The organism is Nesterenkonia sp. NBAIMH1, assembly GCF_007922635.1.
Taxonomy (GTDB): domain Bacteria; phylum Actinomycetota; class Actinomycetes; order Actinomycetales; family Micrococcaceae; genus Nesterenkonia; species Nesterenkonia pannonica.
Genome location: NZ_CP042335.1, coordinates 872,162 through 883,903, shown reverse-complemented (window position 1 = coordinate 883,903; position 11,742 = coordinate 872,162). Strand labels below are relative to the sequence as shown.

Below are 11,742 nucleotides of genomic sequence, written 5' to 3'. Positions count from 1 at the left end.
CCGGGGTGATTTCCCCGGGGCGCGGTGTGCTGCTGATGCTGGTCGGTACGTTCGCGCTGGCGGCGTCCGCCGCGATGATCGCCGCCATCGATTCGGAGCCGATGAGCGTGGCCGCCTGGCGCTGCCTGCTGGCCTGCCCCATGCTGCTGCCCTTCGCCCTGTGGGAGCTGCGACGCGTGGACCGTGCGGCCGCCCTGCCGCGGCGCACGCTGCTGGGCGCTGTCATCGGAGGCATCGCCATCGGCGCCGACTACGCGTTCTACAACACCTCCATCGTCGTCATCGGCGCCGGCATCGCCACCGTGCTCATCAACATCCAGCTGGTGGTTCTGCCGCTGCTGGCATGGGCAGTCGAAGGCGTACGGCCCATGCGCTCGCTGCTGTGGATCGTTCCGATGATGCTGCTGGGGGTGGCGTTTGCCGCGGGCGCCTTCGGGGACGAGGCGCTCAACTGGGGCGGGGTCGCAGCCGGTCTGGCAGCCGGCGTCTGCTACGCGGCGTACCTGGCCATCATCCGGCGCACCGCCCCGCGCACTGTCCGTCCGGCCCCGTTCACCGTGCTGGCGGTGGTCTGCCTCTCGGCGGGCCTGGTGAGCCTGGCCGCTGCGGCGGGCACCGGCCGTCTGGTCATGCCCGCAGGATGGGAGGGCTGGGCGTGGTTCGCCGCTCTCGCACTCGTCGGGCAGGTCATCACGTACCTGAGCTTCAACATTGCCATGACCGGCATCACGGAGGTGACCTCCTCAACCCTGATGCTGCTCAGCGCCGTATTCGCCGTGGTGCTCGATGTGATCATCTTCGGGCGGATCCCCACCGTCTGGCAGCTGCTCGGCTGCGGCCTCATCATCGCCGGCGCCTGGTGCGCCTCCGTCCTCTCCGCCAATCGCCGGGTCAGGCAAGAAGCGGCTGTGCGGACTCCCAGATCTCCACGAATGCGGGGATGAGGGACGCCACCAGCAGCAGCGCCATGACCACGTTGAACACGCGCATGTGGGCCGGCCTGCTGATGATGCGGCCGGCGCCCACCCCCATCACGGCCCACGCTGTGGTGCAGGGGGCGCCGAAGACCATCGCGAACAGCGCGATGACCACCACCTCGGCGAAGAACGAGCCCCAGAACCCCGTGTAGGTCGACAGGGCCGCGATCACCAGGGTCCAGGCCTTCGGGTTGACCAGCTGAAAGAGCGCCATCTTCACAAAGCCCGGAGGCCTGCCCTGCGTGCCGGGTTGGACGTGCGTCGGAGCCGCGGCGATGTTCCATGCCAGCCACAGCAGGTAGACCACGCCGATGGGACGCAGTATGTCCAGCACGAACGGCCACTGGGCGAGGACCCCGCCGAGCCCCATCCCCACCAGGATGATCATCAGCGGGAACCCCACGTTCACCCCGGCGATGCACGGCACCGTTCGACGCAGCCCATAGTTGGCCCCGGACGCCAGCGCGATGGCGTTGTTCGGCCCTGGGGTGCCCGCGCCGGCGAGGATGAAGGCGATCAGCGACAGAAACGACATTCGATGAATGTACTTCCTCGAAGCGGTGCGACCACGCATGCTCGCCCGGGCCGATGAGCTTCGGCGTCGGTCCGTCGCCGCGGACGTGGCTTAGGGTTCTCCGCAGGAGCATCGGCAGACCGTTGAAGGAGCAGAACGATGGGCTATCCCATGCCGGGAATGTGGGTTGAGGAGCACACGCTGAGAGTGCCGCTGGACTGGTCGAGCCCCGACGGGGAGGACATCGACCTGTTCGTCCGGGAGCTGGTGGCACCGGAGAAGCGGCGCGAGGACCTGCCGCTGCTGCTGTTCCTCCAGGGCGGGCCCGGGGGCGCGAATCCCCGTCCGACCCGCCCCGGCTCCTGGATCGAGGAGGCGCTGGCGCATTACCGCATCGTGCTGGTGGACCAGCGCGGCACAGGACGCTCCACCCCGCTGGAGGCTGAAGACGTCTCGGGCCGCGGCGACGCCGAGGCGGGAGCCGAGCACCTGTCTCTGTTCCGCGCAGACTCCATCGTCCGAGACCTCGAGCGCGTCCGCAGCACCCTCTTCGGCGGCCGCCGGTGGGCAACCCTGGGACAGTCCTACGGAGGCTTCCTGACTCTCACGTACCTGTCGATGCACCCCGAAGCGCTGACGGCCTGCTACATCACCGGGGGAGTGCCCGGCACGCCTCCCCAGGCATCTGAGGTGTACGCGCGGACCTTCCCGCGGGTGGAGGCCAAGACCCATGAGTACTACAGCCGCTACCCCCAGGACGTCGAGACCCTCGCAGCGGTGGCCGACGTGCTCGCCCAGCAGGATGTGCGCCTGCCCGACGGGGACGCTCTGACGGTCCGCCGCCTTCAGTCCCTGGGCCAGGACTTCGGCATGAAGCCGGGCTTCGAGCGCATGCACTGGCTGCTTGAGACGGCCTTCGCCCGGCCCGGCCGGCTCGCGGAGGGCTTCCTCGAGGAGGTCCAGATCCAGACCTCGCAGGCCGGACGCGTCCTGTACTGGACGCTGCAGGAGGCCATCTACGCGGACGCTGACTCCGGCCCCACCGCGTGGGCCGCCCAGGCGGAGAGGAGCCGCAGGCCTCAGTTCCGGGAGGACGCACGGCCGCTGCTGCTCACCGGGGAGATGTCGTTCCCCTGGATGTTCGAGGACATCCGCGCGCTGAAGCCGCTTCGTCCTGCCGTGGAGGCGCTGCACCAGAAGCAGGACTGGACGCCCCTCTACGACCTGGATCGGCTGGCCGCCAACGAAGTTCCGGTGGCCGCCGCCGTCTACTACGACGACATGTTCGTCGATGCAGGCCTCTCACTGGACACGCTGAGCCGGATCGGCAGCTCCCAAGGGTGGGTGACCAACGAATTCGAGCACGACGGCATCGCCTCCGGCCGGACCTTCACGCACCTGCGCGAGATGGTCGCTGACCGCGGCGGCGAGCTCCGCTGAGCAGAGGCGAGCGGGCCCGGCTCTAGGTCTGCGGAGAGGCCTTCAGAAACGCCTCACGGATGGCTGCCCGGCACGCCTGAGCGGCCGGAGTCTCTGCCGATGCGCGGCGTGCCGTGGTGTAGATGGTGCGCGCGGGCGCGTCGGGCAGCGGCAGCAGGGCCGTGCCGGCGGTGTCCTGATCGGTGAGCAGAAGCTGCGGCAGGAGACCCACTGCCAGCCCTGCGCGTATCAGCCGCAGGTGCGACGTGAGGTCATCGGTGGTGAAGCGGACGTCGGGCTCGAAGCCCAGGGAGCGGCACTGCTGGAGGCACCATTCGCGGGAGGCGGTTCCCGCAGGCTCCATGACCCAGGGGTAGGCGTCCAGGTCCTCCGGCTCGATGCCTGCAAGCTGCTCCGGGACCACGAGCCACAGCCGGTCGCTCCCCAGCTCCTCGATGTCGAACTCGGGCTGACGCGGTCTGCTGACTCCCGGGTACTGCTCCGCGACCACCAGATCATGCCGGCGCCCGGCCAGGTCGAACAGCGCCCGCTCGGGCGGAGCCTGGACCATCTCGACGCGCAGCCCGGGGTGGTCGGCCTTCATGCTGCTCAGCGCTTGGGGCGCCAGCGCCAGGGCGACGGACTGGAACACTGAGAGGCGCAGGACGCCTGAGAGCTCGGGCTCGCCTGCGGAGAGCGAGCGCATCGCCTCGTCCTGGAGGTCGAGCATCGCCTGTGCGTGCTCAGCGAGCCTCAGCCCTGCGTGGGTGAGCCGCAGGGACCTGCCGCCGCGGTGGAAGAGCTCGGCTCCGGCCTCAAGCTCCAGCTGGCTGAGCTGCTGCGACACGGTGGAGGGGCTCAGCCCCATCGCAGCCGCAGCGGCAGAGACCGTTCCGCGCAGCCTGAACGCGTGCAGCAGGCGGAGCCTGTGGAGGTTGAGCATGACGTCGATGTTACTGATTGTCCGACGCCACCGGGAAGGACCTTTCGGTTCTGTCGAAAAGCGGCGCAGGGGTGCCTACTCTTGATGCTATGAGTGAGATCACGTTCGAAGAGACCCGCACCGAGCTGGACGCCCTGGCCGGCGAGGCCGTTGAGCAGGTCCGCCGCTGGCTCCAGCGCACCCAGGCTGTCGGCGCCGAGCCTCACAAGGCCGCCAAGACTCTCTCCGCAGTCCTCTCGCATCCCACCGGCCTCGACTTCACCGTCGGGTTCGTGGACCGCGTGATCCGCACCGAAGACACCAAGGCGGCGGCGTCCGCTCTGAAGGACCTCGGCGGGCTCGCGCCCGACACCCTCGACGCCCTCGAACTGGCGCAGATCCGAGCCGGGTCGGCGCTGGGCACGGCCCTGCCGCAGGTCGTCGTGCCTGCTGCGCGCCGAAGGATGCGATCGATGGTCGGGCACATGGTCGTCGACGCTCGCGACAAGCAGTTCGGCAAGGCCGTCGCCAAGATCAGGAAGGACGGCAACCGGCTCAACATCAACCTGCTCGGAGAGGCGGTGCTCGGCGAGCAGGAGGCCGACAAGCACCTCGAGGACACCGTCCGGCTGCTGCGGCGCGACGATGTCGACTACGTCTCGATCAAGGCCAGCTCCATCGCCAGCCAGATCAGCATGTGGGGCTTCGAGGAGACCGTGGACTACGTGACCTCCCGGCTCGTGCCGCTCTACAGCGAGGCCGCTGCGGCCCCGGCGGGATCCAAGTTCATCAACCTGGACATGGAGGAGTACGGGGACCTGCGCCTGACCATCGAGGTCTTCAAGCGGCTGCTCTCACGGCCGGAGATGAAGCACTACGAGGGCGGCATCGTCATTCAGGCCTACCTGCCCGACGCCCTCGGCGCTGTCCAGGAGCTCACCGCGTTCGCCAATGAGCGAGTCGACGCCGGCGGCGCCGGCATCAAGATCCGCCTGGTCAAGGGTGCCAACCTGGCCATGGAGCGGGTGCACGGCGACATCCACGATTGGCCGGTGGCCACCTGCGAGTCCAAAGAGGCCAGCGACGCCAACTACAAGCGGGTCCTGCACTGGCTGCTGACCGCAGAGCGCATGCGGGGCGTCCGCCTCGGAGTCGCCGGCCAGAACCTCTTCGACATTGCCTTCGCCCACCTGCTGGGCGCACGGCGCGGCGTCTCAGCCAGGCTCGAGTTCGAGATGCTGCAGGGCATGGCCGCCGAGCAGCAGCAGACGCTGCGCGAGGACGTGGGCCAGCTGCTGCTCTACGTCCCGGCCGTGCGGCCGGAGGAGTTCGACGTGGCCGTCTCCTACTTGGTGCGCCGGCTCGAGGAGAACGCCGCGAGCGAGAACTTCATGTCCGGAATCTTTGAGCTCAGCGTGGACGGCACAGGACGCGGCAGCGACGTGTTCATCCGCGAGGAGGGCCGCTTCCGCGCATCCGTGAGCGCTCTGGGAGAGATCCTGGAGCGTGACGGCGAGGACGCACCGGCTCCGAACCACACGCAGAGCCGGCTGGCTGAGGAGCAGGCAGGGGTTCCTGCTGCGAGTGAGGCAGGAGCAGCTGAGCTGCCGCCCTTCAGGAACGAGCCGGACACCAACCCCGCCCTGGAGCCCAACCAGCGCTGGACCGAGCAGGTCATGGCCAGGGCCACCCCGCAGTGGCTCGCGGAGCAGGCCGTGCCGGCCGTCATCGAGGCCGCGGACGTCGACACCGTCGTGGCAGGTGCCCGCGCCGCCGGCGCCGAATGGGCGGCTCGGCCCGCGGCGGAGCGTGCCGGGATTCTGTACCGGGCTGCTGACATCATGGCGGCCCGTCGTGGTCACCTCGCCTCGATCGCGGCCGCTGAGGTCGGCAAATCCCTGGCGCAGTCCGACCCGGAGATCTCCGAGGCGATCGACTTCATGCGCTACTACGCCCACCGGGCCCTTGAACTGGACCAGGTGGAGGGGGCGTCCTTCGCCCCGGACCGTCTGGTGCTCATCACTCCGCCCTGGAACTTCCCGCTGGCCATCCCGACCGGCGGCACGGCGGCCGCCCTGGCTGCTGGGGCAGCTGTGATCCACAAGCCGCCCCAGCCGACGCCGCACTGCTCCATGGCGATCCTCGAATGCCTGTGGGACGCAGGAGTGCCGAGGGAGGTCCTGCTCGGCATGCACCCGGACGAGGGCGACGCAGGCCGGGCTCTCGTCTCGCACGAGGGGGTTGACCGCATCATTCTCACCGGCGCCTCCGAGACAGCGGCCCTGTTCCGCTCCTGGAAGCCGGAGCTGACCATCAACGCCGAAACCTCAGGCAAGGATGCCCTGGTCGTCACCCCCGCGGCTGACCGGGACCTCGCCGTGGCGGACCTGGTCACCTCAGCCTTCGGGCATGCTGGGCAGAAGTGCTCGGCGGCCTCACTGGGCATCCTCGTCGGCAGCGTCTACAGCTCCGAGCGGTTCCGGCGCCAGCTCGTCGACGCCGCCTCCTCCTTGGTGGTGGACTGGCCGCAGAACCTCTCCGCGACGGTGGGTCCGCTCACCGAGGACCCCAGCGACAAGCTGCGGCGGGCCCTGACCACGTTGGAGCCCGGCGAGGAATGGCTTCTGCAGCCCCGCCAGCTGGACGAGACCGGACGGCTCTGGTCCCCGGGCATCAAGTCCGGGGTCAAGCCGGGAAGCTTCTTCCACCTCACCGAGGTGTTCGGCCCCGTGCTGGGCCTGATGGAGGCCAAGGACCTCGACGAGGCCATCGCCCTGCAGAACCAGGTCGAGTTCGGCCTCACCGGCGGCATCCACTCCCTGGAGATTTCCGAGGTGGAGCGGTGGCTCGATGAGGTTCAGATCGGCAACGCCTACGTGAACCGAGGGATCACCGGCGCGATCGTGCAGCGGCAGCCGTTCGGCGGATGGAAGAAGTCCTCCGTGGGGCTCGGCTCCAAGGCCGGCGGACCCAACTACGTGATGCTCTTCGGCCGATGGAGCGACAGCAACGACATCGCCTCAGCGGCCCAGCTGCCGATGCCCGCGGGTGCGGCCGGAGACCTTCTGCGCAGCGCCTCGGAGAAGAATGCGCTCACCGAGGCCGGTCTCGCCTGGCTGAAGGCCGCGGCCGCATCGGATGCGCAGGCATGGGAAGCAGAGTTCGGGACCCCCACCGACCCCACAGGCTTGGGCTCCGAGGCGAACATCTTCCGGTACCTCCCCACCAGCGTCGTGCTGCGTGTGGGCGCGGACGCCGAGCCCCACCATGCTCTGCGCACGCTGCTGGCCGGGCACCGGGCCGGAGCATCGGCCGTGGTCTCGGTGGACAAGGACGCGTCGAAGGAGGTCCGACGCGCGGTGAAGCTCGCCGCCAAGGCATTCGGCATCGACGTGGAGAAGAACGAGACGGAGGACGAGTTCGCCGCGGCGCTCGCCGAGGGGCGATACGACCAGGGCCTCGGGGCTCGCGTCCGCGCCGTGGGGTCGCTCAGCCGCAGCGTCTGGGAGGCTGTCTCGCACAGGCCCGAGATTGCCCTGCTGGATGACCCGATCACTGCGTCAGGACGCGTGGAGCTTCGCCACTGGGTGAAGGAGCAGTCCGTCTCGATGACGCTTCACCGCTTCGGCAACTCCAGCTCCCAGTTCAAGGCTCTGGCCGAGCGGCTGAAGGGGCAGTAGGCAGCTCGAGGCGGGCCCTCGAGTTTTCCTAGTAGAGCTCCTCGAAAATTACTAGTAGAACTCCTCGAGTTTTCCTAGTAGGAGTCCTCGCGTTTTGCTAGTATCCCTGTATGGCAGAGAGTAAGAGGGGTCTGGTTCCCCGTCGAATCAGGGGACTGTTGGAGGATCGTTCTGAGGAGGAGCCGGTCATTGCTCTGCACGGACCGCGTTCAGTCGGGAAGTCCACAGTTCTGCATGATTTTGCAGCTGAGCACCAGGCTGATGTCATCGATCTCGACAATCTCGAGGTGCGAGACGCGGTGGCGCGTAACCCTTCAGCTGCTGTTGAAGTCCCGATCCCGCCGGTGTGCATCGACGAGTACCAGCACCTGCCTGAGGTGCTGGATGCGATCAAGGCTCGGCTGAACCGCACGGGCAGTGAACCGGGCACCGCTGTGCTCACGGGATCTACGAGACATGACGCCCTGCCTCGCACGGCCCAGGCGCTCACGGGGCGTCTCCACTCGATGGTTATTTGGCCGCTGGCCCAGTGTGAGATCGAGGGGCGAGAGAGGTCGCTCCTTGAAGGCCTGTTGGAGGACCCGAGCGGGACGGTGTCTGCCCAGCCTCACTCCACCACCAGTCGTGAAGAGTATGTGGAGCGACTGTGCGCAGGAGGGCTGCCCACTCCCCGAAAGCGTCGGGAGGCTTCGCGTGCTCGCTGGTTCGACGACTATGTCCGCACCTCTGTGGAAAGAGATGCGGTGGAGCTCTTCCGGGTGCGTCAGCGGCAGGCCCTCGCGGAGATTCTGAACCGACTCGCCGGGCAGACGGCTCAGGTGCTCAACCTGTCCAAAGTCGGTGAGGGTGTGGGCATCAGCAGGGAGACTCTCGAGAACTATGTTCGTCTCCTGGAGGACCTTTACCTGGTCCACCGGCTTCCCGCTTGGGGGAAGACGCTCAGTGCCAGAAGCACAGGTAAGCCCAAAGTGCATGTGGTGGATTCAGGGCTGGCAGCTCATCTTCATCGCATTGGAGCCAAAAAGCTTGCCTCGCTGGATACCACGGTGCAGACCGAGTTTGGTCACTTGATGGAGACGTTCGTGGTCGGGGAGCTCCGCACGCAGGCTTCATGGTTGGAGCAGCCCTATGTGCTCGGTCATTGGCGCACCAGTGATGACGAGGAAGTGGATTTCGTCTTGGAGCTGAGTGACGGCCGCGTGTTGGCCTTCGAGGTCAAGGCCTCTGAGCGGATCCCGGGCAAGGACTTCGCCGGGCTCCGAAAGATGCGGGAGGCAGTGGGCGACCGTTTCGCCGCGGGAATAGCACTGAGCACGGGCACACGCTCCTACACCTACGAGGACAGGCTTCACGTGATGCCCATCGACAGGCTCTGGTCCTGAGCGTCCTAAGAGCGGCAGGATCACATGTGAACGAATCCGAGGGTGCTGGTGAACGTTTTCGAGGGAAATCGCTCACAAATTACTAGTAGGAGCCCTCGAGTTTTCCTAGTAGCGTCCGGGTGAACAGGAATGAGAAGGGAGTGATCACCTCGGTGAATCTGGGAGCGATGACCTCGGACGACCCTAGAGACCTTCTCGGGAAAGTGTCCCTCTGACTGGCCCCGCGGCCCCGCACGAACAACTGACCCTGAGAGGACACTGTGCCTGCTTCGCTGATGCTCACCGACGCCCGGCTGCTCGACCGGGACGGAACCTTCGATGTGATGATCGAGGAGGGCGTCGTCGTCGACATCTTTGCGGCCGGGTCCGAGCCGGCTGCCGGTGCTGAGACGCACAGCCTGGGAGGACGGTTCCTCGTCCCGGGACTCTGGGACAACCATGTGCATTTCACCCAGTGGGTGGCTCAGCAGCAGCGCCTCGACCTGTCTGCGGCCGGCTCGGCGGCCGAGGTCCTGGAGCTGGTGCGTGCCGCAGAGAAGCCCGTGGACGGGAAGCCCCTGGTCGGGTACGGGTTTCGAGACGGGCTGTGGGAGGATGAGCCTTCCCAGAAGGACCTCGACGAGGCCGCAGGGGACGCTCCGGCGGTCATGGTCTCCGGGGACCTGCACTGCGCGTGGATCAGCAGCGCGGCGGAGAGGCTGCTCGACGTCCGGGCAGATCCCGACGGCCTGGTCCGGGAGGAGGCCTGGTTCGGCGCCCTGGAGAAGATTCAGAGCCCCGGCGAGCTCACCTCGGACCAGTACCGGGCCGCTGCCCAAGCCGCCGCTGCCCGCGGAGTGGTCGGCATCGTCGAGTTTGAGAACACGGAGAACATCACGCTCTGGCCCCAGCGGGTGGACGACGGTGTGGACCGGCTGCGCGTGGAGATCTCCGTGTGGCCGGACAAGCTGGACGGCGCGATCGCGTGCGGGGTGAAGACGGGGGACCCCCTGGACAGGCTCGGTCTGGTGACCATGGGGCCGCTCAAAGTGGTGGTCGACGGTTCCCTGAACACCCGCACCGCCTGGTGCTGGGACCCCTACCCAGGGCTGGACCCGGCGCACCCGCACGCCTGCGGCATGGAGTCGGTCCCGATCGAGGACCTGAGAGGCCTGATGCAGCGGGCGCGGGACGCCGGCATCGGCGCAGCCATCCATGCCATCGGCGACCGGGCCAACACGGGGGTGCTCGACGCCTTCGAGACCCTGGGGATGACGGGTTCGGTGGAGCACGCCCAGCTGCTGCGGCACGAGGATGTGGCTCGTTTCGCCGAGCTCGGCCTCGCCGCCAGTGTGCAGCCCGAGCACGCGATGGATGACCGAGATGTGGCCGACACGCACTGGAGGGGCCGCACTGACCGGGCCTTTGCCCTGAAGTCCCTGCACGACGCTGGGGTTGAGCTGCGTATGGGGTCGGACGCCCCTGTCTCTCCGCTGGACCCGTGGTTCGCCATGGCCTCTGCGGTGCACCGCAGCCGCGATGACCGGCAGCCCTGGCACCCGGAGCAGAGCATCGACATCCGCACCGCGCTGAGGTCCTCAGCCCGGGGCCGCACGGATGTTCAGGTGGGAGACGTCGCTGACCTTGCCGTTGTCGGCCGGAGCCCCTTCGACTGTGACCGGGACGAGCTGCGCACCATGCCGGTGGCCGCGACCCTGGTGGGAGGCCGCTTCACCCACTACGCGCTGTAAGGGTCAGCCGCTTCTGCAGGTGACGCAGCGGGCTCGCGATCTCCTGTCTGAGCAGGATCTGGGGCGGCTGAGGCCGAAGATGCTGCGGAAATTGGCCTCATGGTGCGGGGCAGGTCAGCCGAGGTCTACGGCGAGCCGGAAGCCGGTGTGGCCGAGGCTGGTGTCGGCGGTGGAGGCAGTGCGGGCTGAGGTCCGGTAGCGGCGGCAGTAGGAGGCGTGGCACATGTAGCTTCCGCCCCTCACCACCGGCCTGGGATCAGTCTCCGACCAGGGACTGGACGTCCACTCCCACACGTTGCCGGTGACGTTGTGCAGCCCGTATCCGTTGGCGGGGAACGCGGAGGCCGGCACGGTGCCCACCGCCGATCCCGGCCGGTCCGGGAACTCTCCGGGGAAGGTGTTCATGCGGGGCTCTCCGTCGGGCTCCCTGACCGATCCCCACGGGAACGGCTGCTGATCGAGTCCGCCGCGGGCTGCGAACTCCCATTCCGCTTCGGCGGGCAGGCGTGCACCGACCCACGCCGCGTACGCCTTAGCATCGCGCTGAGAGATATGGGTGACGGGGTGATCCTCACGTCCCAGGGCTGCCGATCCCGGGCCTTCGGGCCGGAGCCAGGAGGCCCCCGACACCTGGCGCCACCAGGTGGCGCCGGCTACGGAGGGGGAGGACGCCCTCAGCTCATCGGTCAGCAGTCCAGCGAAGACGAGTGAGTCGCCGTGCTTCTCCGCGTCGGTGGTGTGACCCGTGGCGGCGACGAACGCGGCGAACTGTGCCACGGTGACGGTGGTGGAAGCCACGGCGAACGGCGCGATCTCCACGGTGCGCACCGGGCCCTCCCCGTCGTCGGGGTAGGCCAGCGCATCCTCCGAGCCCATGCGGAAGCTTCCTCCTGACAGGCCGACGAACCGCAGGTCCTCGGACGCGGAGGACGCAATGCGCCGCACCAGGTCCGAGTCCTCCGCAGTCCGGAGCGCGTTCACGGGGTCGCGCTCGTCCCTGACCTCGTTGCGGGCAGGTCCGCAGCAGGCGCTCATCCGTAACCTCCACCTCGACACTTCTTCGCACAGCTACTGTAGGGGCTGGAGACCCGTCCCGACATGGGCGTGCCGTCTCCGCG

At 68.0% G+C, this 11,742-nt stretch carries 8 protein-coding genes; 5 read left to right on the top strand and 3 right to left on the bottom strand.

Going from position 1 to position 11,742, the window contains the following annotated elements; all coding sequences use genetic code 11:
- The first annotated feature begins 5 nt into the window (after positions 1 to 5).
- Positions 6 to 944, top strand: a complete 939-nt coding sequence (locus tag FS388_RS04120) for a DMT family transporter (RefSeq protein WP_146339970.1) — start codon at positions 6 to 8, stop codon at positions 942 to 944.
- Here the strand turns inward: FS388_RS04120 and FS388_RS04115 are convergent.
- Positions 892 to 1,512 (bottom strand): LysE family translocator, encoded by a 621-nt coding sequence (locus tag FS388_RS04115; protein ID WP_168198586.1) that lies wholly within the window; start codon positions 1,510 to 1,512, stop codon positions 892 to 894. The genes FS388_RS04120 and FS388_RS04115 overlap by 53 nt on opposite strands.
- Before the next feature lie 138 nt (positions 1,513 to 1,650).
- Between FS388_RS04115 and FS388_RS04110 the strand changes: the two genes are divergently transcribed.
- Positions 1,651 to 2,931, top strand: coding sequence for an alpha/beta fold hydrolase (locus tag FS388_RS04110; RefSeq protein ID WP_246836286.1), 1,281 nt, complete (start codon positions 1,651 to 1,653; stop codon positions 2,929 to 2,931).
- A 22-nt stretch (positions 2,932 to 2,953) separates the two neighbouring features.
- Here FS388_RS04110 and FS388_RS04105 read toward each other — a convergent pair whose 3' ends face one another.
- Positions 2,954 to 3,853, bottom strand: coding sequence for a LysR family transcriptional regulator (locus tag FS388_RS04105; RefSeq protein ID WP_146339966.1), 900 nt, complete (start codon positions 3,851 to 3,853; stop codon positions 2,954 to 2,956).
- An 89-nt stretch (positions 3,854 to 3,942) separates the two neighbouring features.
- On the opposite strand from FS388_RS04105, the gene FS388_RS04100 reads away from it, so the two are divergent.
- The 3 genes from FS388_RS04100 to FS388_RS04090 all read left to right on the top strand — a co-directional run bounded on the left by FS388_RS04100 (position 3,943) and on the right by FS388_RS04090 (position 10,624).
- The gene (locus tag FS388_RS04100) at positions 3,943 to 7,512 is read left to right on the top strand and encodes a bifunctional proline dehydrogenase/L-glutamate gamma-semialdehyde dehydrogenase (protein WP_146339964.1); all 3,570 of its coding nucleotides are present in this window, start codon (positions 3,943 to 3,945) and stop codon (positions 7,510 to 7,512) included.
- A gap of 110 nt (positions 7,513 to 7,622) precedes the next feature.
- On the top strand, positions 7,623 to 8,894 hold the full coding sequence (locus FS388_RS04095; RefSeq protein WP_146339962.1) for an ATP-binding protein: 1,272 nt from the start codon (positions 7,623 to 7,625) through the stop codon (positions 8,892 to 8,894).
- Between the two features lie 260 nt (positions 8,895 to 9,154).
- Positions 9,155 to 10,624 (top strand): amidohydrolase, encoded by a 1,470-nt coding sequence (locus FS388_RS04090; protein ID WP_146339960.1) that lies wholly within the window; start codon positions 9,155 to 9,157, stop codon positions 10,622 to 10,624.
- Positions 10,625 to 10,738: 114 nt separating this feature from the next.
- Here the strand turns inward: FS388_RS04090 and FS388_RS04085 are convergent, their stop codons facing one another.
- Positions 10,739 to 11,659 carry an SUMF1/EgtB/PvdO family nonheme iron enzyme gene (locus FS388_RS04085; RefSeq protein ID WP_146339958.1) on the bottom strand — a complete coding sequence of 307 codons (921 nt, stop codon included), beginning with the start codon at positions 11,657 to 11,659 and terminating at the stop codon, positions 10,739 to 10,741.
- Positions 11,660 to 11,742: the final 83 nt, after the last annotated feature.

Bases quoted from the DNA above. Each gene is read 5' to 3' on its own strand.
- FS388_RS04105 (WP_146339966.1), bottom strand. From the start codon at position 3,853: ATGCTCAACCTCCACAGGCTCCGCCTGCTGCACGCGTTCAGGCTGCGC.
- FS388_RS04100 (WP_146339964.1), top strand. From the start codon at position 3,943: ATGAGTGAGATCACGTTCGAAGAGACCCGCACCGAGCTGGACGCCCTG.
- FS388_RS04115 (WP_168198586.1), bottom strand. From the start codon at position 1,512: ATGTCGTTTCTGTCGCTGATCGCCTTCATCCTCGCCGGCGCGGGCACC.
- FS388_RS04110 (WP_246836286.1), top strand. From the start codon at position 1,651: ATGGGCTATCCCATGCCGGGAATGTGGGTTGAGGAGCACACGCTGAGA.
- FS388_RS04085 (WP_146339958.1), bottom strand. From the start codon at position 11,659: ATGAGCGCCTGCTGCGGACCTGCCCGCAACGAGGTCAGGGACGAGCGC.
- FS388_RS04095 (WP_146339962.1), top strand. From the start codon at position 7,623: ATGGCAGAGAGTAAGAGGGGTCTGGTTCCCCGTCGAATCAGGGGACTG.